Source organism: Akkermansiaceae bacterium (assembly GCA_017798145.1).
Classification (GTDB): domain Bacteria; phylum Verrucomicrobiota; class Verrucomicrobiia; order Verrucomicrobiales; family Akkermansiaceae; genus Luteolibacter.
The window spans coordinates 3,828,709-3,849,809 of the sequence record CP059069.1; the positions used below are offsets into that span (position 1 = coordinate 3,828,709).

15 protein-coding genes are annotated in these 21,101 nt (G+C 62.3%); 6 read left to right on the forward strand and 9 right to left on the reverse strand.

Features of this window, described 5'->3' with window-relative positions; genetic code table 11:
* Positions 1-53: 53 nt before the first annotated feature.
* Complete coding sequence (locus HZ994_16470; GenBank protein ID QTN33838.1) at positions 54-1,478, reverse strand: DUF1501 domain-containing protein; 1,425 nt, start codon at positions 1,476-1,478, stop codon at positions 54-56.
* A 94-nt stretch (positions 1,479-1,572) separates the two neighbouring features.
* On the reverse strand, positions 1,573-4,629 hold the full coding sequence (locus tag HZ994_16475; GenBank protein ID QTN34428.1) for a DUF1553 domain-containing protein: 3,057 nt from the start codon (positions 4,627-4,629) through the stop codon (positions 1,573-1,575).
* Between the two features lie 59 nt (positions 4,630-4,688).
* On the opposite strand from HZ994_16475, the gene HZ994_16480 reads away from it, so the two are divergent.
* Entirely contained in the window at positions 4,689-5,435 is a 747-nt protein-coding gene (locus tag HZ994_16480; protein QTN33839.1) for a helix-turn-helix domain-containing protein, read from the forward strand.
* Positions 5,436-5,520: 85 nt separating this feature from the next.
* Positions 5,521-6,882 (forward strand): cytochrome-c peroxidase, encoded by a 1,362-nt coding sequence (locus HZ994_16485; GenBank protein ID QTN33840.1) that lies wholly within the window; start codon positions 5,521-5,523, stop codon positions 6,880-6,882.
* Here HZ994_16485 and HZ994_16490 read toward each other — a convergent pair.
* The 3 genes from HZ994_16490 to HZ994_16500 are packed head-to-tail and all read right to left on the reverse strand — an operon-like array spanning position 6,861 to position 8,488.
* Positions 6,861-7,349: a 2-C-methyl-D-erythritol 2,4-cyclodiphosphate synthase gene (locus HZ994_16490; protein ID QTN33841.1), complete on the reverse strand. Its 489-nt coding sequence runs from the start codon at positions 7,347-7,349 to the stop codon at positions 6,861-6,863. The genes HZ994_16485 and HZ994_16490 overlap by 22 nt on opposite strands.
* Positions 7,346-8,098, reverse strand: a complete 753-nt coding sequence (locus tag HZ994_16495; GenBank protein ID QTN33842.1) for an inositol monophosphatase — start codon at positions 8,096-8,098, stop codon at positions 7,346-7,348. Before HZ994_16495 ends, HZ994_16490 begins: the two co-directional genes overlap by 4 nt.
* A gap of 48 nt (positions 8,099-8,146) precedes the next feature.
* Complete coding sequence (locus HZ994_16500; GenBank protein QTN33843.1) at positions 8,147-8,488, reverse strand: cupin domain-containing protein; 342 nt, start codon at positions 8,486-8,488, stop codon at positions 8,147-8,149.
* A 170-nt stretch (positions 8,489-8,658) separates the two neighbouring features.
* On the opposite strand from HZ994_16500, the gene trkA reads away from it, so the two are divergent.
* The 3 genes from trkA to HZ994_16515 are packed head-to-tail and all read left to right on the forward strand — an operon-like array spanning position 8,659 to position 12,641.
* Positions 8,659-10,008 (forward strand): Trk system potassium transporter TrkA, encoded by a 1,350-nt coding sequence (trkA, locus tag HZ994_16505; protein ID QTN33844.1) that lies wholly within the window; start codon positions 8,659-8,661, stop codon positions 10,006-10,008.
* Position 10,009: 1 nt separating this feature from the next.
* Positions 10,010-11,500, forward strand: coding sequence for a TrkH family potassium uptake protein (locus HZ994_16510; GenBank protein ID QTN33845.1), 1,491 nt, complete (start codon positions 10,010-10,012; stop codon positions 11,498-11,500).
* A 22-nt stretch (positions 11,501-11,522) separates the two neighbouring features.
* Positions 11,523-12,641: an acyltransferase gene (locus tag HZ994_16515; protein QTN33846.1), complete on the forward strand. Its 1,119-nt coding sequence runs from the start codon at positions 11,523-11,525 to the stop codon at positions 12,639-12,641.
* A 4-nt stretch (positions 12,642-12,645) separates the two neighbouring features.
* Here the strand turns inward: HZ994_16515 and HZ994_16520 are convergent, their stop codons facing one another.
* The 3 genes from HZ994_16520 to HZ994_16530 all read right to left on the reverse strand — a co-directional run bounded on the left by HZ994_16520 (position 12,646) and on the right by HZ994_16530 (position 17,356).
* Positions 12,646-15,183: a topoisomerase C-terminal repeat-containing protein gene (locus HZ994_16520; GenBank protein QTN33847.1), complete on the reverse strand. Its 2,538-nt coding sequence runs from the start codon at positions 15,181-15,183 to the stop codon at positions 12,646-12,648.
* 191 nt (positions 15,184-15,374) lie between these two features.
* Positions 15,375-16,475: a DNA-protecting protein DprA gene (gene dprA, locus HZ994_16525; GenBank protein ID QTN33848.1), complete on the reverse strand. Its 1,101-nt coding sequence runs from the start codon at positions 16,473-16,475 to the stop codon at positions 15,375-15,377.
* Positions 16,476-16,480: 5 nt separating this feature from the next.
* Positions 16,481-17,356, reverse strand: coding sequence for a hypothetical protein (locus tag HZ994_16530; GenBank protein QTN33849.1), 876 nt, complete (start codon positions 17,354-17,356; stop codon positions 16,481-16,483).
* 141 nt (positions 17,357-17,497) lie between these two features.
* On the opposite strand from HZ994_16530, the gene lpxB reads away from it, so the two are divergent.
* The gene (gene lpxB, locus HZ994_16535; GenBank protein ID QTN33850.1) at positions 17,498-18,586 is read left to right on the forward strand and encodes a lipid-A-disaccharide synthase; all 1,089 of its coding nucleotides are present in this window, start codon (positions 17,498-17,500) and stop codon (positions 18,584-18,586) included.
* 90 nt (positions 18,587-18,676) lie between these two features.
* Here the strand turns inward: lpxB and hflB are convergent, their stop codons facing one another.
* Positions 18,677-21,046: an ATP-dependent zinc metalloprotease FtsH gene (hflB, locus tag HZ994_16540; GenBank protein QTN33851.1), complete on the reverse strand. Its 2,370-nt coding sequence runs from the start codon at positions 21,044-21,046 to the stop codon at positions 18,677-18,679.
* Positions 21,047-21,101 lie beyond the last annotated feature (55 nt).

The window sequence follows — 21,101 nt, forward strand, 5'->3', positions numbered from 1 at the left end:
AGCAACCGCATTTCCCATGAGGCAAACGAAAAGGGGCGGATCGGATAGTTCCCTTACGCCAGCACCTTCCTCACAACGTTCCCGTGCACATCCGTAAGCCGAAAATCCCGGCCTTGGGCACGGTAGGTGAGCTGGGTGTGATCGAAGCCAAGGAGGTGGAGTATAGTGGCGTTGAGGTCGTGGACGTGGACTTTGTCCTCGATGGCGTTGAAGCCTAGGTCGTCGGTCTTGCCGAGTTCCATGCCGCCTTTCACGCCGCCGCCGGCCATCCACATGGTGAAGGCGTTGGGATGGTGGTCGCGGCCGTCGTTGCCGCCCTGGAGCATGGGGGTGCGACCGAACTCGCCGCCCCAGACGATGAGGGTTTCATCCAGCAGGCCGCGTTGCTTGAGATCCTTGATGAGGGCGGCGCAGGCCTGATCCACGGCGAGGCAGTTCTTTTTCAGGTCGCCGGTGAGGTTGCCGTGCTGATCCCATGATTCGTGGAAAAGCTCGACGAAGCGGACGCCGCGCTCGACGAGGCGGCGGGCGAGCAGGCAGTTGTTGGCAAAGGAGCGTTGGCCGGGTTTTGCGCCGTACATTTCCCGGATATGCTCCGGCTCTAGGGAAATGTCTGTGACCTCAGGAGCGACGTCTTGCATCCGAAAGGCCATTTCGAAGGCAGCGACGCGGGAGTTGATCTCCGGATCGCCGATCGATTCGAAGCGCTTGTGATTGAGGAGGTTCACCGCATCGATGGTCTGGCGCTGTTGGGCGCGGGAAATGCCTTTGGGGTTGGAGAGGTAAAGGACGGGTTCTCCGATGGAGTTGAAAGTGACCCCGTCGTGGACGCTGGGGAGGAAACCGGAAGACCAGTTCGCGTTGCCGCCGGAGGGACCCTTGAAGCCGGAGGACATGACGACGAAGGCGGGCAGGTTGTTGTTTTCCGAGCCGAGGCCGTAGGAGACCCAGGAGCCAAGCGAGGGACGCCCGAATTGCTGGGAGCCGGTGGCCATGAGGATCTGTGCGGGGGCGTGGTTGAACGCATCCGTGTGCATGGAGCGGATCAGGGAAATGTCATCCGCGCAGCCGCCGATGTGGGGGAGGATATCCGCCATTTCCATGCCGCATTTCCCGTATCGCTTGAAGGGGAACTTGGAGCCGAGCAGCTTGTTGTCCGGGCGGATGAAGGCGGAGCGGTAGCCTTTCAAAAGCTCGGCGGGCGGGACGGTGCCGTCCAGCTCGCGGAGGACGGGCTTGTTATCGAAGAGGTCCAGGTGGCTGGGCGCGCCGCCCATGTAGAGGAAGATCACGTTCTTCGCCTTCGCAGGAAAATGCGGTGGGCGTGGAGTGTGCGGATCTGTTAGGACGGAAGCGGCGGAGGTTTTCCCCATCAGCGAGGTGAGCGCAACCGAGCCAAGGCCAAGGCCGCAGTCTTTTAGGAACCAGCGGCGGGAGAAGGAGCGCTGGGTGTCGGTGAGGGTGGAGGATGGGAGCATGATATTAAGTGGCTAGTGCCGAGTGATCAGTGATCAGTGGAAGAGGCGGGAGTCCGGAGCTCTTCCCTGGTTGTTGGAAATTGAAGGTTGGGAGTTAGTTCTTGGTGATCGTTTCGTCGAGGTTAAGCAGGACGCGGGCGACGGCGGTGGCGGCGGAAAGCTCGGGGAGCGGGTGGGCGGAGAGGTCGAGGGTGACGGGTTGGTAGCTTTCGAGGAAAACTTTCACCTGCTCCGGATCGGCGGTGAGGGCGGTTTCATACACAGTGGCGAGGGCGGCGGTTTCCTCGGCGTCGGGTTTGCGGGAGGTGCAACGGACGAAGGCGCGGCTGATCCTTTCCGGCAGCGTGCCGGTGTCGGTGAGGATCAGGTGGGCGAGCCCGAGCGCGGCCTCAAGTGAGACCTGTTCGTTGAGGGTGACGAGCGCCTGTAGGGGCGTGGTGGAGATGTTGCGCCGCACGCAGGAGACGGCTCCGGGCGGGGCGTCGAAGGTGACGAGCATGGGGTAAGGAACCGAGCGGAAGCGGAAGGTGTAGAGGGCGCGGCGGTAGCGGTTCGAGTCCTCCTCGATGAACCACGTCTTGGGCCCGTAGGAGACGGGGCGCTCGAAAAGGTAGCCTGGCGCGGGCGGGAACACGCTGCGCCCGCCGAGCGATTTGTCCAGCAGCCCGGAGCTGGCGAGCTGGATGTCGCGCACCGTTTCCGCAGGGACGCGGAGCCGCGGGCCGTGGGCGAGCAGACGGTTCTTCGGATCGCGGCCGCGCATGGCGGGGCTCATCACGGAGGACTGGCGGTAGGTGGCGCTGGTGACGATGAGGCGGTGGATGTGCTTCATGTCCCAGCCGCTTTCCATGAACTCCACGGCGAGCCAATCCAGAAGGTCCGGATGCGAGGGCGCGGCGGCCTGGTGGCCGAAGTCTTCCGAGGTTTCCAGGATGCCCGTGCCGAAATATGCCTGCCAGATGCGGTTCACCATGACGCGGGCGGCGACAGGGGATTTCGGATCGACAAGCCATTTCGCGAAGGTAAGGCGCGACTCGGGATCGCCGGGCGGGAGCGGGTGGAGAAAGGCGGGGACGTGGGGCCTCACGACATGCATGGGATGCGTCTGCTCGCCGCGTTCGAAAAGGCGGGTCTCGCGTTTCTGCTTGGTCTCCGCAGCGACGAGCGCCCAGGTGGGCGCCGGAACCTTTGCATAAAGCGTCTCGATGCCCGAGGTCTCGGCGGCGTAGGCCGGGTTGTTCTCACGCCAGTGGGCGAAGAGGCGGCGCTCCTGCTCCGTGGTGCGTTCCGCCGGTTCTGTTAGGAGTGCCTGGGAGACGAGAGGTGGCAGTTGGTCAAGGGCGTTTGGCAAGGTGGCGGCCACGGACAAGCGGATGCGGCCGAGGTTGAAGGTCTGGTTGTCGTCGGAGTTGAAGCCGCCGGCACGTTGGACGAGGTTGTATTTGAAATGGGCGGTGCCGCCGGTTTCGAATGGTTTCTCAAGCTCGAAGGTCAGTACCGCCGGGTCGTTGTTGCGGGCGGGGTCGCGCTCGTGCGTCCAGGAGGTTTCCAGGTCGTTGTCCAATGCGAGGGAAGCCGGCCCCGTGGTGCGGTTGTCGGGCTGGCGTTTCGCATCCGTGGGGTGGGCGATGTGATCGACGGGCTTGACCTTCGGGTTCACGCTGGCGACCGCGTTGGTGAACTTGAGTTGCTCGACCTTCTCGGGATCGGTTCCGGCCCGCAGCACGAACTCGGTGAGGGCACCGGTGCCCCGCGTGGAGCGGCCGGGGCCGTTCATCGGCAGGTAGGGATCGTTCATCACCTCCAGGCGGGCGGAGCGGATTTCCGGGATCTCGAGCGAGGAGGTGAACACCTCGGTGCCGCGGGTGTTCGCGTAACCCATGTTGATGACGGATTTGTCAGGCTGCGGTAGGTATTTCTGGCCGGAATCGCCGAGCTGATAGAGCTCCAGTGCGTGCCATTCGGTGCGTGGCAGGGCGAGCATTTCCCGCTGCCATTTCGCGAAGGCGACTTCCACATCGGGTGAGGACTTGAGTATGCCTTCGTCGATGGCGGAGATCTCCGCGAGGATGGCATCGGTCGTGATTTTTTCGGAAGGCGTGACGGCTGGTATGGAGGTTTCCTCGATGCCGTTGAGGAAGGCATACATGCCGAAGTATTCGTCGTGGGTGAGCGGATCGTATTTGTGGGTGTGGCACTGGGCGCACTGCGCGGTGAGGCCGAGCATGGATTTCCCGATCGCGTCGATGCGGTCGAAGATGCCCTCGATGCGGAACTGCTCCGGCTTGGCGCCGCCCTCTTCGTTGGTCATGGAGTTGCGCAGGAAGCCGGTGGCGATGCGGTCGTCCTGGGTGGCATCCGGGAGGAGGTCTCCGGCGATCTGCTTCACCACGAACTCGTCGTAGGGCATGTTGGAGTTCATCGCGGAGACCACCCAATCGCGGTAGAAGTGGTGGTAGCGAGGGAGGTCTTTCTCGTAGCCCGCGGAGTCCGCGTATCGCGCGGCATCCAGCCACTCGCGCGCCCAGCGCTCGCCGAAATGAGGGCTGGCGATGAGGCGCTCCGCATGGTCGTTTGCGGTTGCGGAAAGCTCCCCGAGCGTCGGTGGCAGGCCTGTCAGGTCCAGGGAAAGGCGGCGTAGGAAAGTCGCGGGGTCGGCGGGTGGTGAGGGTTTCACGTCCTCGGCCTCGAGCTTGGAGAGGATGAAATGGTCGATGGGGTTTTTCACCCAGGCGCTATCTTTCACGGTGGGGATGGGTGGTCGCTCCGCAGGTAGGAACGCCCAGTGAACGCCCCACTCCGCGCCCTCGTCGATCCATTGGCGGATCAGCGCGACCTGCTCCGGCTTGAGTCGCTTTTTCTTGTCCGGGGGAGGCATGACCTCATCGGGATCGGAATGGGTGATGCGCTCCAGGATCAGCGAGGCTCCGGCATCGCCCGGCACGATGGCCTTGCCGCTGTCCCCGCCCTTCAAAGCCAGATCACGGACATCCAGCCGCAGCCCGCCCTCCACCGTCGCCTCGTCCGGGCCATGGCAGGCGTAGCAGTTCTGCGAAAAGATCGGCTGAATCTGGGTGGTGAAATCGACCTTTTCCGCCGCCGAGACCGCACTCAGCAGGGCAAGTGAAATGGAAATGGGGAAACGCATCAGGATGGTAAGATACGACAAGGCGGCTAGGATTTTCCATGGATAAAGCGGCAATTTCTGGTATGATCCGCGCATACATGGATAAGAAAGGCCACCCGGAAAACTGCCTTGCTGTCCTTTTCGAGGACTTGCCCATGCTTGTTTTCTACATGAAGGATGTGGATGGCGTTTTCATCCGCTGCAACCGCCGATTCGAGCAATTCCATGGGCTGGAGCCCGGCGGTGCGATGGGGCTGACCGATCGGGATCTCCACGAGGCGGGGATTGCAGACCGTTACCGGGAGGAAGACAGGGAGGTCATGGAAACCGGCTTGCCCTCGCCAAGCCGCACCTGGATGGTTCCCGGTGCGAAAGGAGTCCTGCGCTGGTGGGTCTCGCGCAAGACGCCGGTGCGGGACACGGATGGCAAGGTCATCGGCGTGGCCGGGGTGATGTATGAGATTTCCGGCGCAGCCGGGGTCACGGAACCCTTCGCGAGGATAGAGCCGGCGCTGAAACTCATCCACGGCGATGAGCCCGGCACACTGGCAACGGCCGAGCTCGCCGCCGCCTGCAACTACTCTGAAAGCCAGTTCAATCGCGTATTCCGCGGCATCATGGGCAGATCGCCGCGCCGCTATGTGCTCAGGCACCGTCTGGAGACGGCCAAGGATCTGCTTGCCCGAACCGACCTGCCACTCTCCCACATCGCGGCGCGCGCCGGTTTTTACGATGCCAGCGATTTCGGGAAACGCTTCCGCGAACAGGAAGGCATCACGCCGAGGAGATACCGGATCAGGCTCCGGGAGACCTTGCGCAGCCCGGCATGACGGCAGGCATCCTCACAAAATCCTTACAATTCCGCATGCCATGCAAAACAAGGCGTTAACACGCAGTGGCAATGCTGGTCTCACCGTGAAAACCCTGATCCTGATCCCGATAACCGCCCTGACCGCAAACGCGCAGGAAAAAACAATCGACCTCACCAACCCGCCGAACTACGCGACCCAGCTGGTGCCGGGCTACATCACCAAGGACAACACGCCCGCCGACAACGCGATCACAGACCTTGGCGCAACCCTCGGGCGCGTGCTTTTCTATGACAAACGCCTGTCTCGCAACGATACGATTTCCTGTTCCTCCTGCCACCGCCAGGAAAACGGCTTCGGTGACACCGCGACGGCCAGCCTCGGGGTGGCTGGCAGCACCGGCCGCCACTCCATGCGCCTGGTCAACGCCCGCTTCTCCACCGAGCGGAAATTCTTCTGGGACGAGCGTGCCGCGAGCACCGAGGCGCAGGCCACACAACCCATCCAGGATCATATTGAGATGGGCTTCAGCGGGACAAACGGCGATCCATCCTTTGAAGAGCTGGTCGAGAAGCTCTCCGCCATCGAGGCATACCAGGTGCTCTTCAAAGGCGTGTTCGTCGATCCGACGATCAACGAAGAACGCATCGGCAAGGCCATCGCCCAGTTCGTCCGCAGCCTCCAGTCCTTCGATAGCAAATATGACGCCGGCCGGGCTGTTAGGAATGACGGCCAGCCATTCACGAACTTCACCGCAAACGAGAACGCCGGGAAACAGCTTTTCCTCACCCCACCGAACCAGGGTGGTGCCGGTTGCGCGGGCTGCCACAGGCCGCCGGAATTCGATATCGACCCGAACTCCGGCAACAACGGGGTCGTGACAAGGATAGGCGGCGGCACGGATTTCACCAACACCCGCTCCCCCAGCCTCCGCGATCTGGTCTCCGCGGGCGGGACGCCCCACGGCGGATTCATGCATGATGCATCCCTACCCACCCTGCTCTCCGTCATCAACCACTACAACGCCATCCCCGCCGTCGTGCCCGGCCTCGACAACCGCCTCGCCACTGGGCCGCCGAACAACCGCCAGCCGCAGCGCCTCAACCTGACGAACCAGCAAAAGGCGGATCTCGTCGATTTCCTCGAAACCCTCACCGGCAGCTCCATCTATGAGGACGAGAAATTCTCCAACCCATTCAACGCCGATGGCTCCCTTGGTCTTGTCATCCTTCCGGTGGAAAACGAAAGCATGCTTTTCTCCGAACAGGAAGGCACCAGCCGCGTGACGCTACGTTCCTCGGGCGTTCCGAACGTCGGATATTTTTTTCAGGCTTCCCCAGATCTCGTGAAGTGGACGTCCACCGCACTTACCGCCCCCGCCTCCGGTGTGCTGGAAATGACCGTTCCGCTCACTCCGGGCGCAGAGAACATGTACTACCGGTTCGCCTACGCAGCCCCCCCGGAATAGGATTGCGCGACCATCGCCACCGCCATGGCCGCGATGCCTTCCTTGCGCCCGACGAAGCCCATGGTCTCGTTGGTGGTGGCCTTGATGCCGACACGCTGCGGCGGAATGCCGAGCGCATGGCCTATGTTCCTTTGCATCGCCTCGCGGTGTGGCAGGATTTTCGGTGCCTCGGCGATGAGGGTGGAGTCGATGTTCATCAGGGAAAGCTTTTCCTCTTTGAGAAGCTCCCGGCATTTTTCCAGGATTCTGAGGGAGGAGATGTCCTTGCAGAAATCCTCACCCGGCGGGAAATAGTGGCCGATGTCGGGTTTGCCCATGGCCCCTAACACGGCATCGGCGATGGCGTGGCAGAGGACATCCGCATCCGAGTGGCCGTCGAGGCCATGGCTGTGCGGGATCTCGACACCCCCAAGGATGAGCGGGCGGTTTTGCGCGAAGCGGTGGACGTCGTAGCCGATGCCGATCATAGGATTTCCTCGATGGGGATCTTGCCGTTGGTGGCGACGATGGACCAGGAATCGGCTTTGCCGGGTTTCTGGGTGAGGGTGACGGTGCCGCCTGCCGCCTCGACGAGGAGCTTGCCGGCCGCGATGTCCCAGAGGGAAATGGTGGACTCGACGTAGGCATCCAGCCGACCGCAGCAGATGTAGGCCATGCCGAGAGCGGCGGAGCCCATCATTCGCATCTTGCGGGCGCGCAGCGAGGCCTTGCGGAAACGCTCGATCCCGGTGGTCAGCGCCTCGGTATCCTTGCCGCATCCGACGAAGAGGACGGACTCCTCCAGTTTCTCGCGGGTGCTGACCTTGACCGGCTCGCCGTTGAGCATGGGCACCCCGCCTTTCTCGATGCTCCACGTCTCGCCGACCATGGGATCGTGGATCACGCCGAGGACGACCTCGTCATCGATGCGCAGGGCGATGGAGATGCAGAAATGGGGTATGCCGTAGAAATAGTTCACCGTGCCGTCGATGGGATCGACGATCCACTGGCGGCCGGAATCCTGGTTGCCGGCGATGCCTTCCTCTCCGTAGAGCGCATCGGCCGGGCGTGCGCCGAGGAGAATCCTGGTGATGAGATCCTGGGACTCCTTGTCGAGGGCGAGCTTGATGTCGTGGTGGTGTGCCTCATCGACGACGAGGGATTTCCCGAAATGACTGCGCAGCAGTTTTCCGGCTTCAAGGGCTGCCTCGGTGGCGAGCGAGAGATCGTTTTCCATGAGCCGTGCGTAACCGCAGGGGCGGCGGTGGTCAAGGGTGGGGGATCATCAGTCGAACCACTCGTCGTGGGGATCGAAGGCTGGGACGGGGATGTTGACGATCCTCATTTTCCCGATGGCTCGGTGGCGGACACCCGGGGGGATGAAGATGGTGCTCATCGGCCGGACGGGGATAAGCTCGCCGTCCAGCTCCATGTGGCCCTCGCCTTCCAGGATCAGGTAGATCTCGGTGAGCTTCTTGTGGTAATGGGTTTTTGCATCCACGGAAATGTCCACGAGATGGATCGTGGCGGTGGGGTTTTCCGGGACGGCGAAGGCGCGGCGGGTGGTGCCGCAGGGGCATTCGGTCGGCTCGATCTCATCGAAATGGGTGACGATGGCTTTATGCATGGGGCGGTTATACATCGGCAGGGCGGGTTTTCCGAGGGAGAAAATAGCGGATCGGCCACATAGTTCCAAGAGCGGGCGGGAAAACCTTGGAGGCCGATGGAAACGTTGGGATTGCGGCATGTGGGTGCAGCGGGTAGAAGGGGCGCGGCCACGAGCCGCAATCCACCCCCATGAACATCATCATCGTAGGCGCCGGGGAGATCGGCAGGCACCTGGCCACCTCCCTGGCCAAGGAGGCACACAGGATTTCCCTGATTGAGGCGGACAAGGAGCTCGCCGAGGAACTGGAGGCCGCCCTGGATGCGAAGGTGATCCACGGCGATGGCACCAGCGTCAGCGACCTCGCCGATGCGGATGTGGGCGAGTGCGAGCTGTTTTTGGCGATGTCCTCCTCGAACACGACCAACATGATGTCCGCCTCGATGGCAAAGAGCATGGGGGTGCCGAAGGTTGTCAGCCGCGTGCATCCCAGCCTCCAGCGGGAGGAATGGCTCTTCGATTTCCGCGGGCACTTCGGGGTCGATCATATCTTCAGCTCGGAGCGCCTGACGGCCATCGAGCTTGCGAAGTTTGTCCGCAATCCGGATTCGCTGGTTGTCGAGGAGCTGGCTCGCGGTCGCATCGAGCTTCAGCAGATCCTCGTGGGCAAGTCCTCCCAGGCGCTCCACACCGCACTGCGGGATCTAGGCACTCCGCAAGGCGTACGCATCGCTATGATCACGCGGGGCGGGAAATCCCATGTGCCGCAGGCGGACTCAAGCATCGAGGAGGGGGATCTGGTGACGGTCTTCGGAGAGCCGAGGAAGCTGCGCGGCTTTGCGGAGAGGCTTCAGGGAAAACGCAAGGGTTCCGAGAAGCTCCGCGTCGTGATCTTCGGCGGGAACGAATACGGCTTCTCGTTGGCGCAAATGCTCGAGAGCATCGACTGCACGGTTCGTGTCTTCGAGCGCGACGGGGAGATCTGCGCGGGGCTGGCCGACAGGCTAACCAACGCGACCATCATCCACGGCGATGCCACGGTTTCCGCGGAGCTGGAGGAAGAGCAGATCGGTGAGGTGGATTTCTTCATCAGCACCAGCACGGACGATGAGGACAACGTGATGTCCTGCCTGCAGGCGCACACTCTGGGAGTGAAAAACTGCCTGACCATCATCCACCGCGCGGATTACGCGGCGGCCATTTCCGCCAGCGGCCACCACTTCGGCATCCGCGCCGCGATCAGCCCGCGTGAGGCCACCCGCCGTGAGATCCAGCGTTTCATCACCACGGACTCCCACCACATCCTCAAGAAATTCGACGGGGTGGATCTCGTCGAGCTGCGGGTTGGCAAGGGCTCCATCGCAGCCGGCCACATGGTCAAGGAAATCCAGTGGCCGCCGGGCACGGTGCTCGTCGGCAAGCTGCGCGGCCTGCACGCGGAGGTTCCGGGACCCGATGAGGTGCTGCTGGGCGGGGACCACCTCTATGCCATGGTTTCCAAGGAGGCCAAAAAGGCATTCCTGAAGCTCCTCTCCGCCTGACATGAATTTCTACCTGATCGCGCGCATCCTCGGCCTGCTGCTCACGCTGGAGGCCGTTGCTATGATCGCCTGCGGTTTTTTCGCGAAGTTCGATGTCGTGGCTGGCGATGCGGAGGCGGCATCCATGCTGTTCCTCTCCGCCGCCATCACCGGCGGCATCGGCCTGCTGGCGATCATCCCGGGCATCACGAAAACCCGGCACGACACCATCCCCAAGCGGGAGGCGATCGTGATCGTCGGGCTGGGATGGATCCTGTGCAGCGTTCTCGGTGGGCTGCCTTACCTACTATGCCCGCCGTATCTCAGCCCGGCCGGGGCGTTCTTCGAGTCGGCCTCCGGCTTCACCACCACCGGCTCCTCGGTGATGACCGTCATCGAGGAATGGCCGCGCGGCATCCTTCTGTGGCGAGCCACCACACAGCTGCTCGGTGGGATCGGCATCCTTGTCCTCTTCGTCGCCCTGCTCTCCTACATCGGGGTATCGTCGAAATCACTTTTCCACAACGAGTCCTCCTTCCGCAGCGGCGATCTGGGCCTCGCCCGCATCCAGGACACCGCAACCCTATTGCTCCGCATCTACATGGGCCTTGTGCTTGCCTGCCTCGTCGGGCTGCGCGCGATGGGGCTGTCCTGGTACAACGCCACCTGCCATGCCTTCACCACCATTTCCACCGGCGGCCTCAGCCCCCACACCGCCAGCATAGGCTATTACGCGGAATGGGGGAACTCATGGCTCATCGAGCTGTGGCTGATCGTTTTCATGGCCTTGGGCAGCCTGAATTTCCTGCTCTTCATCGTGGTGCTGCGCAACAACTGGAAGCGTGTCATACGCGAGGAGGATGCCCGCTGGTTTCTGGGGATCTGCATCCTCGTTGCCACGCTCATCGCCGCTGGCCGCTGCTACAACGACGGCATCCACCCTCTCACAAGCATCCGGGAGGCGGCGTTCATCGTGGTCAGCATCGCCTCGACCACGGGCTTCGGCACGGCGGACTACGACCAGTGGCCGACATGGGCGAAAGTGCTCATCGCCTGCCTGATGCTTGTCGGCGGATGCGCCGGCTCCACGGCGGGCGGCTTCAAGGTGGGGCGGCTCATCGTGTTCGCGAAGTCCGCGCGCAACGAGATCATCAAGACCTTCCGTCCCAGCCAGGTGTTCCGCATCGTGGTGAACGGAAACACCATCGACGATTCCGCCCGCGCCCGCATCATGTTTTTCATCACCCTGTACCTGATGATCTGCATCGCCGCGACCGCTGTCGTCGGCTTCCTGGAGGCCGGCACGGGGATCAGCCTGGAAAGCTGCGCGGGAGCCGTGCTGGCCACCATCTCCAGCATAGGCCCCGGCTTCGGTGCGGTGGGGCCGTCCATGAACTTCGCGGATCTGCGCGAGCCGACCAAGGTTTTCCTCGGCTGGGTGATGATCCTGGGGCGCCTTGAGCTGTTCGCGCTCCTCGTCCTTTTCGTCCCCCAGCTGTGGAGGAAATACTGAGCGTTTCCCCGCAAGATCTGAAATGGACTACCGGGATATCAGGCACTTCACCCGCTTCAATGCTTTGCGCTTCCTGGCGGCGTCCCTCGTGCTGGTGCACCATGCGGAGTCGCTGCGGGTGCAGGCCGGGCTCTTCAATCTCAAAGGCCTAGGCCTGTTCCAGAACGGCTCTACGGCCGTGAGCTTTTTCTTCGTCCTCAGCGGCTTCCTGATCACCTACCTGCTGCTCAAGGAGGAGCGCCAGACGGGCACCGTCCACATAGGCCGCTTTTACCTGAAGCGGGTGTACCGCATCTGGCCGCTGTATTTCCTCATGGTCTTCGTCGGGGTGTTCCTCCAGCCGTGGGCGATCGAAATGCTGGGACTTGGGTACCGGCTCCCCTACACGTGGGGGGAAACGTGGCACCACTTCCTGTTTTTCTTTCCGGGCCTGGTGACATTTTTCCATGGTCCGCACCTCCTGCAGCCACTGTGGTCGATCGGGGTGGAGGAGGTTTTCTATCTCATTTGGGCGCCGCTTTTCCTGTGGTTCGGGAAGCGGCTGATGGCCATGTTCCTTACGGTCATCGCCGTGAAGCTAGCGCTCATTTCCGCAGACGGGCTGTTGGGATTCCCGCCTGTCATCGGCTATCTGGTCCGCATCCTGGAGTTCCAGAGCATGGCTGCCGGAGCCATTGCGGCGCATCTGCTTTTCCACCACGGGACGCTGCTGAAAAAGATCCTGGCCCGTCTCACCATCCTGCCATGGCTGCTTGCCGGCCTGGCGATCCTGCTGTTGGTGAACCCCTTCACGGACGCCGCGCCATGGATTGAGTTCCGCACCCGCAACGGATTCTTCTCGATGATCGAAAGCACCCTCTTCGCCGCCCTGTTGCTGTGCCTCGCCCTGACCAACAGGAAATCGCGCTGGCTGGACTCCGGCGCCGCGAATTTCCTGGGGGACATTTCCTACGGGATCTACATGTACCATCTGCTTGTCGTCACCATCGTGATGGAGCTTCTGAAAACGATGAGCATCCACCCGCTGATCGACACGCTGGTTTTCTACGCATTGTCCTTCGGCATCACCATCCTGTTGGCCGGGCTTTCGAAGCGTCACTTCGAGGATTACTTCCTGCGCTTCAAGAAACGGCTGGGGTGAGCGGTCAGTCCTCGTCCGCCTTCTTGGTGGCCGCCTTCTTCGCGGGGCGCGGCGGGAAATCGAAGCCGATCTTGGCGGTGTCCGCATCAAAGGTCAGGAAGGCATCGAACTTGCGCTTGGTGCGGTTCGAGACGAAGCCGTTGAGCAGGTCGGTCTTGCCTGTGGAAATGAGCTTGAGCGCCTGATCGTCCGGAATCTCCCGCTGGAGGATGGTTTTTCCGATACGGATCCCGTGCGGATCCTTCTTGGTCACGATGTCGGGCACGTAGTAGGCCTTGTCGCTGGCGAAGACCTTGTGCTTCTTGCCGTCGGGTGTCTCGGCAGTGCCGATGAGCATCTCTTCGGTGAGATCGGGAGCCTTGTCGTCATCGCCCTCGAAGAGGAAGGCGGTCTTGAATTTCTCGTCGATCTGGAGGGAGGCATCAAACGGCTTGTTGAACTTCGACTTGAAGCCCTGGAGCGGGCCGACCACGCCATTTTTCATGAGGGTGCGCAGCTCGTCCTCGGTGAGCAGGCGGCCGGCGATGTGTTTCTTGATCTTGATCGGCAGTTCCGGATCGCGGGACTCGTAGGTGGCGTCCGTCTGGCGGAGGACGAGGGTGCCGTGGACGGGATGCTCGACCTCGACGTCGGGGAATTTCTTGTTCTTCGCCTCCTCGGCGAGGCCGTGCGCCTTGGCAACGATCTCGTTCGTGTAGGCGATGATCTCGCGCATGAAATCGGGTCGCTTGAGCTGGCCGTGTTCCATCTGGCGGAGTTTGTATTCCCAATCGCCGGTGAGCTTGGGCGAATGGAGACCCTCGATGTCCATTTGCGTGACCAGCTCGATGAGGCGAAGGCCGGATGGGGTGACATGAAGCTCGCGGCCATCGCGCAGCAGATACTTCTGGGCGATGAGGCCTTCGATGGTCGCCGCACGGGTGGCGGGTGTGCCGAGGCCGCGCTCGGCCATCGCCTCGCGCAGTTCCTCGTCGTTGACCAGGAGTTTTCCGGCGCCCTCCATCGCGGAGAGGAGGGTGGACTCGGTGAAGCGGGCGGGCGGGCGTGTCTGCTCGTGGATGAGCTCGACGGGATCCGCCTTGGCTTTTTCACCAGCGCTGATGCCGACCAGGCCGTCCTTTCCGGCGGCGACGCCGGGCTTGCGGCCGTAGACCTCCAGCCAGCCGGGGACGACGAGCACGCGGCCTTCGGTTTTGAAAACATCCTTCGCGCCTTCCGTGGTGATGGTGGAAAGTCGGGTGGTCTGCTCGAACTCCGCCTGCGGGTAGAAGACCGCGATGAAACGCTTGACCACCATGTCATAGACCTTCTGCTCCGTCTCCGAGAGCTTGGCGATGGTGCCGGTGGGGATGATCGCGAAGTGATCGGAAACCTTCGCGGTGTTGAAAATCCGCTTCGACTGGTGGAGGCGTGGTCCCTTGTCGTCTTTTCCGGAAAGGACGGCCTTGGCGTATTTCGCGACGTCGAGGTCGCTGTTGCCGATTTGCTTGAGCGTGTCCTTTACGTTCTGGACGTAGTCCTCGGGAAGGTAGCGGGAGTCCGTCCGGGGATAGGTGAGCACCTTGTGCTTTTCATAGAGCGCCTGGGCGATCTGAAGGGTTCCTTTCGCGGAAAACGGGGCTTCGCGCTGGAGGGTTGTGAGATCGTAGAGCTGCGGCGCGATCTGGGTGCTTGATTTTTTCTCCTCGGAAATCTCGGCGGATTTCCCCTTGCAGCGATCCGTGATGGCCTGAGCGAGCCCCTGATCCCAGATGCGCTCGGCCTTGCCGTGGGGCTTGTCCTCCGATTTCCTGAAGCCCGTATCGATCCATTTCCCGAGGTAATCCCCCGCAGCTACATTCATCGTGGCATGGACCTCGAAATACGGCTCCGGCTTGAATGCCTGGATCTCCCGCTCGCGGGCGGCGAGGATGGCCAGGGTCGGTGTCTGCACGCGGCCTGCGGCGGTGATGTTGAAACCGCCGTGGCGGGAGTTGAAACAGGTCAGGGCGCGGGTGGCGTTGAGGCCGACGAGCCAATCGGATTCGGAGCGGCACTTCGCGGCATCGGCCAGCGGGCGCATCTGCTCGTCGGAGCGGAGGTTTGCCCAGGCATCGACGATGGCCCCGGTGGTCATCGACTGCATCCAGAGGCGCTTCATCGGCTTGTCGATCTTCCCGATCTCCATGATGTAGCGGAAAATCAGCTCGCCTTCCCGGCCGGCGTCGCAGGCATTGACGATGAGATCGACGTCCTTGCGTTTCGCCAGCTTGAGGACTTTTTTCAGCTTCGGCTCGGATTGCTCGATCGGATCGAGGTCGAAGGCATCGGGGATGGCGGGGAGGACATCGAACTTCCATGGCAGTTTCTTGCCGTTGGGCCCCATGGGCATGCGCAGCTCGACGAGATGTCCGACGGCGGAGGTGATGATCGCGTTGTCGTTCTCGTAGTGGATATCGCGACCGGAGCCGACCTTGTCGAATTTCCCAAGAGCCTTGGCCAAGGCCTTGGCGAGGTCGTTCATGACGGACGGTTTTTCAGCGATGATCAGTGTTTTACCCATGGAAGTCGGTTCTTTGGAAAGTCGATTGTCTGGAGGGGACTAGGCAGGGATTTTCCGGGGATGCAAGGAGGAAGTGGAAATTGGGGGGGCTGGAATTTGGAGAAGGACGCCTCCGGCTCCTTTTTATGAAGCCGAGCGAACCGCTCTCGATTCATTGCTAAGGAGCCGGAGGCGTCCTTCTCCATGGGAGGCTATCTCCGGATGAACCGGAACCCCGGCAGCGGGCGGACGAGGCGGCGTAGCTCGAGTTTGAAGAGCGCGGCGGTGACCGCGGATGAGGGCAGGCCGGATGCATGGATCAGGCTGTCCACCGCGTATTCCTCTCCGGGCTGCATGGCGTCGAGGACGGCCGCTTCCCCTGGTGGGAGTTCGGGTTGGGCGGGTTCGGATTCCGGGGCTTCGTTCTTGAAGGAAAACGGAAGCTCACCCATGTCGTCGATGATGTGGGATGCGTCCGCAACCAGCGTCGCGCCGTCGCGGATGAGCTGGTGGCAGCCGGCGGAGGAGGGCTTGTCGATGGGGCCGGGGACGGCGAAGATGGGCTTGCCGTATTCGGAGGCGAGGTTCGCGGTGATGAGGGAGCCGGACCAGGCGGGGCACTCGGTGACGAGCAGCGCCTGGCACCATGCGGCGACGATGCGGTTGCGCATGGGGAAGGTCTGCTTGTCGGGTGCCTTGTGGAGAGGGAACTCGGAAATGACCGCTCCGTTTCCATCGGCGATTTTTTCCGCGAGGGCGAGGTTTTCCGGCGGATAGAGCCGGGCAAGTCCGGAGCCTACCACCGCGATGGTGCGCCCCTTCGCGGCGAGGGCGGATTCGTGGGCGGCGGTGTCGATGCCACGGGCGAGGCCGGAGACGATGGTGAAGCCGGCATGGGCGAGCTGGTAGGTGAGTTTCTTGGTCGCGCCCATTCCGTAGCTGGTGGAGCGGCGGGAGCCGACGATGCTGATCGCGTGTTTGTCGCGCGGCAGGATTTCCCCCCATACATACAACAGGATCGGGGCGTCGTAGGCCTGGAGCAGGTGCTTTGGGTAGGAGTTGTCCTCGCGGGTGATGATGGAAATCCCACGCCTTTCAGCCTCGGCGATCTCCGCCGCCGGATCGGCATGATCCTGCCAGCGGGAAATGATTTTCGCCGTCTCCGGGCCGATCCCATCGACGCGCTGCAATTTCCCTTCCGGGGCGGAAAGGACGCTCTCCGCATCGCCGAAATGCTCAAGCAGGCGGGTGATGCGCACCGGCCCGAAGGAGGGCAGGAGGTTGAGGGCGAGTATGGCTTCGCGGGGAGACATGGAGCTCACTTGATCTCCATGCCGCTCTTGGGCCAGAGCCATTTGACAACCTTGCCGTCCGTGATGAGCGCCTTGGCCTGGATGGTCTTGACTCCGAAAACGGTCTCCGCCTTGTAGGAGGCGATGCCGGTGCGGTACTCGGTGCCGTCGATGGTTTCCGGCTCTTCGGAAGCCTGCCAATCGAGCACTTGGTCGAAGGAGAATTCCTTGATCTCGCCGCCCTTGATGCTGGCCTGCATGACTGCAAGCACATCAACGGTGCCGGTGGGTGCAGTGGGTGCCGGTTCGGGCGTTGGCTCTGGCGTTGGCTCTGGCACGGGCTCCGGGTTTGGCTCCGGGTTTGGCTCCGGGTTTGGCTCCGGGTTTGGCTCCGGGTTTGGCTCCGGGTTTGGCTCCGGGTTTGGCTCCGGGTTTGGCTCAGGAGTGACAGGTTGCGCAGGGATCACAGGCTCGGCAGGGGGAGTATTGGCGGCAAGCTCCGGCATGGTGGGCTCTGGCATGGCCGCGAGTTGCTCCAGGAGATCGGTCTGGGAAATGGGCACGGTGCCTTCGAAGGGGCCGGCCCCCGGGCTGATGACAATGCTCTGGCCGTCCAGGCGCAGCAGGTTCACACGGTTGCCCGCGGTGATCGTCATCTTCAGGTTCGAGGCCGGATCGGCGATCTCCGCATCCGCTTTGAGGAGAACCTTCTCCGGTAGCCTGTCGGCGGGGAATTTGGAGGGATCGATGCCCGGAGGGGTCGGCTCGACGATGGACGGCACGCTCCCGAAGGTCCTGCGTTCGGGGCGCTTGCCGGTGATGGACTCGAAGATGTCCGGTTCGAAGGAATAACCAAGTATGCCAGCGGCTACCAGGCCGAATAGGAAGAGGAAGGTTTTCATCTGTTTGGATACGGGGCTGACCGGGGCATTATTCGCGGAAATTTCGGTGAGCCGCAATCGTGCCGCATTGGAGATTGAAGCGTGGGAGTGGAATTGGGTAGGTTTTTCTGCGTGAAGCGGATTTATGTCGTGGCAGGGGAAATGAGTGGGGATGCGCACGCGGCAGGTTTGCTACGGGAGCTGAAAGGCATTGCGCCGGGGCTAGAGATTCATGGCGTCGGCGGGCCGCAAATGAGCGAGGTTTCCGGGGGGCTTGTGAGGGACTGGGTGGAGGATGCCGCGGTGATGGGGGTGGTGGAGGTCCTGAAGCGGTATGGCTGGTTCAAGGAGCGCTTCGCGGAAATGCTCTGTGAGATCAAGGCGCTCAAGCCGGACACTCTGCTGCTGGTGGATTATCCGGGCTTCAACCTGCGTTTCTCCGCCGCCATCCGGCGCGAGCTTCCGGATACGAAACAGGTCTATTACGTCAGCCCGCAGGTCTGGGCATGGAATAAGAAACGCATCCCGAAGATGGTGGAACTCCTCGATGAAATGCTCTGCCTGTTTCCTTTCGAAAAACCCATCTTCGAAAACGCCGGGCTGAAAACCACACATGTCGGCCACCCGCTGGTGGACGAGCTTGCGGGGGAGCGCATCGCGGGCGGGCGGCAGGGAAATCTCATCGGGCTTTTCCCCGGCAGCCGGGAGCGCGAGATCGCCAAGCTTTTCCCGATGATGATAGCCAGTGCCGCGGCACTGCGCCAGTGGAGGGGTGACCTTGTTTTTTCCGTCCCGGCAGCCACCCCGAAGCTGGCGGAAACGATGCGCGGCATGATCTCGGAGGCCGGGGCAGGGGAGTGGATCACTCTCACCGCCGGGGGCAGCCATGCGCTGATGCAGCGCGCGGCCTGCGGGGTCATTGCCAGCGGCACCGCCACGCTGGAGGCGGCGACCTACCAGCTGCCCTACTGCCTGGTATATAAGATGGCGTGGACGACCTACTGCCTCGGGAAAATGCTGGTTAAGATCAAATACATCGGTCTCGTGAACATCCTTGCGGGCGAGAAGGTGGTGGAGGAATTCATCCAGGCGGATGCCGCTGCGCCGGAAGTCTCCGCATGGGTGCGCGACATGTTGACGGACGATGCGAAACGTGAAGCCCTCATGGCACGGCTCGGCGAGATCAGCGCGAAACTCGGCGAGCCCGGCACCCACCGCCGCGCCGCAGAGCGGGTGGCGGCGTGGCTGTAGGGGGGGAACCGCGATTGGGAGATCGCGGCTGCAACCGCAAAGCGCTTCGCCATGCAGGGCGCGATTTCCCAATCGCGCTTCCCTTCCCGGCTAAGCCGGAGCTCCCACAACCCCCGGCAACGGGCCGTCGTCTTCCGGCCTTTCGTTGCCGGCTTTCTTGGAGGATGGCTTCTTCTCCATTTCGTCGGGGATGGGTGGCGGCTTGGGTGCGCTCGGCGGATTCTTCATTTCGCCGTGCTCGATGATGTCCTTGAGGTGGCTTGCATCGAGCGTCTCGAATTCCAGCAGGGCGAGGGCGATCTTTTCGACCACATCTCGGTTCTCCGTGAGTATGCGGGTAGCCTCGGCGAAGGCATTGTCGATGAATTTCTTGATCTCCGCATCGATGACTTTCGCCGTTTCCTCGGAGTAGTTGCGGCTCTTGTTCATGTCGCGGGCTAGGAAGACGGGGCTATCGCCTTCGCCATATTCGACCATGCCGAGCTCGTCGGACATGCCCCATTCGCAGACCATGTTGCGGGCGAGCGAGGTGGCCTGGCGGATGTCTCCGGAGGCTCCGTTGGAAACGTCGTCGGAGTGGAAACCTTCCGCGATGCGGCCGCCCATGGTGACGATGAGGTTCGCGAGCGCCTCCTTTTTCTGGGTGGAATACTTGTCGCCGTCCGGGAGATACATTGTCGCGCCGAGATATGGCCCGCGGGGGATGATGGTGACCTTGTGCAGCGGGTGGGTGTGCGGCAGGACCATGTTCAGGTAGGCGTGGCCGGCCTCGTGCCAGGCGGTGCCGATCTTTTCCTTGTCGGACATGGCAAGCGAGCGGCGCTCACGGCCCCAGCGCACCTTGTCGCGGGCCTCTTCCATTTCCGCAAGCGTCACAGCGGAAAGGCCTTTGCGAGCGGCGAGGAGTGCGGCCTCGTTGACGAGGTTCGCGAGCTCGGCTCCGGAGAATCCGGGGGTGCCGCGGGCGATGGTCGCCAGTTCCGTGTTGGCGGCCAGCTTGATCTTCTTCACGTGGACGCGGAGGATTTCCTCGCGGCCATTTACGTCCGGAAGCGAAACGGTCACCTGGCGGTCGAAACGGCCGGGGCGGAGGAGAGCTGGGTCTAGCACGTCCGGACGGTTCGTGGCGGCGATGATGATGACTCCCTCCTGGGTGTCGAAGCCGTCCATCTCAACAAGGAGCTGGTTGAGCGTCTGCTCGCGCTCATCGTGCCCGCCGCCCATTCCGTGGCCGCGGTGGCGACCGACCGCATCGATCTCATCGATGAAAATCAGGCACGGGGCGTTCTTCTTGCCCTGCTCGAACATGTCGCGGACGCGGGATGCGCCGACTCCGACGAACATTTCCACGAAGTCCGATCCGGAGATCGAGAAGAAAGGCACATCGGCCTCACCTGCGATGGCGCGGGCGAGGAGGGTCTTGCCGGTTCCGGGGGACCCGACCATCAGCACGCCCTTCGGGATCGAGCCGCCGAGCTTCTGGAATTTCTTGGGATCGCGGAGGAAATCGACGATCTCGAAAAGCTCTTCCTTCGCTTCCTGGATGCCGGCCACGTCCTTGAAGGTGACCTTGTTGCGGTCCATCGTGAGCAGGCGGGCCTTGGATTTCCCGAAGGACATCGCACCGCGCCCGGCGGATTTCATCTGCTGGCGGAAGAGGAAAAACAGCAGGAGGATGATGAGCAGGAACGGCAGGAAGGTGAACAGCGCCTTGCTGAGGTAGTCTGAGTTGCGTTTGTATTTCGCCTTGTCCTTGAGGAGCTTCTCAAGCTCCTTGCCAAGGATCGCGGACGAGACGGTGACCTCGAAGGGAACGGGTGCGATGGCTTCGCCCTTCTCGTTTTTCGGCTCTTTGAGGTTCGTCACGATCTGGCGGGTCCCTGCGATCATCGCATTGGAACTTTCGCCGGTGGTGAGGATGCGCAGGGGGTTGGCCGGATCGGAGTCCGGCTCGATTTCGCCGAGGGCCATTGATTTCCTGAAATCCGCGAGGGAGAGGGTTTCGACGGCTCCCTCGATGGGTGCGTCGCCCTCATCGGTGATCTGCTCCATGCGGATGTTCTCGCCGAGCAGTTCGCGGATTTCCTCGCCCTGGAGTTCAAGGTTCACGGGGACGCGGAAGTCCCGGGGTGTGGTTTGCTTGCTCTCTCCCTTGGGCAGCACGAGCTCCGGCTTCGCCCATCCGATGATCTTCGCGTCATAGGCGGTGTCGCTGGTTATGACGGAGAGAGGTTGCTTGGAATCATCCAGAACCACGCGACCCTGGTCGAGCGCCCTGCGGAATTCCGCATAGCTCATCGGCTCGGCCTTGTTTTCCGAGTAAGGGTTGAGGAACGCAATGCCGAGAATCAGGATTGCTAGGCTGAAAAGGGCGAGCACACGCCAGTTGAAGCCGCCGGGTTCTCCTGCTGGACGGTTCGGGCTGGGCGGTTGCGGGGATTGTTTATCTGGATCGGACATGGTCTGCTGCTTGGGGGGCGGATCTCCCGCCGGGTGGGAAAATCTAGTGCCACGC

What these genes read in the sequence shown, in the direction of transcription:
- lpxB (QTN33850.1), top strand. Translation starts at nt 17,498, where the DNA reads ATGAGTGGGGATGCGCACGCGGCAGGTTTGCTACGGGAGCTGAAAGGC.
- HZ994_16480 (QTN33839.1), top strand. Translation starts at nt 4,689, where the DNA reads ATGATCCGCGCATACATGGATAAGAAAGGCCACCCGGAAAACTGCCTT.
- HZ994_16515 (QTN33846.1), top strand. Translation starts at nt 11,523, where the DNA reads ATGGACTACCGGGATATCAGGCACTTCACCCGCTTCAATGCTTTGCGC.
- HZ994_16530 (QTN33849.1), bottom strand. Translation starts at nt 17,356, where the DNA reads ATGAAAACCTTCCTCTTCCTATTCGGCCTGGTAGCCGCTGGCATACTT.
- HZ994_16470 (QTN33838.1), bottom strand. Translation starts at nt 1,478, where the DNA reads ATGCTCCCATCCTCCACCCTCACCGACACCCAGCGCTCCTTCTCCCGC.
- HZ994_16500 (QTN33843.1), bottom strand. Translation starts at nt 8,488, where the DNA reads ATGCATAAAGCCATCGTCACCCATTTCGATGAGATCGAGCCGACCGAA.
- trkA (QTN33844.1), top strand. Translation starts at nt 8,659, where the DNA reads ATGAACATCATCATCGTAGGCGCCGGGGAGATCGGCAGGCACCTGGCC.
- hflB (QTN33851.1), bottom strand. Translation starts at nt 21,046, where the DNA reads ATGTCCGATCCAGATAAACAATCCCCGCAACCGCCCAGCCCGAACCGT.
- HZ994_16520 (QTN33847.1), bottom strand. Translation starts at nt 15,183, where the DNA reads ATGGGTAAAACACTGATCATCGCTGAAAAACCGTCCGTCATGAACGAC.
- HZ994_16490 (QTN33841.1), bottom strand. Translation starts at nt 7,349, where the DNA reads ATGATCGGCATCGGCTACGACGTCCACCGCTTCGCGCAAAACCGCCCG.
- HZ994_16495 (QTN33842.1), bottom strand. Translation starts at nt 8,098, where the DNA reads ATGGAAAACGATCTCTCGCTCGCCACCGAGGCAGCCCTTGAAGCCGGA.
- HZ994_16510 (QTN33845.1), top strand. Translation starts at nt 10,010, where the DNA reads ATGAATTTCTACCTGATCGCGCGCATCCTCGGCCTGCTGCTCACGCTG.
- dprA (QTN33848.1), bottom strand. Translation starts at nt 16,475, where the DNA reads ATGTCTCCCCGCGAAGCCATACTCGCCCTCAACCTCCTGCCCTCCTTC.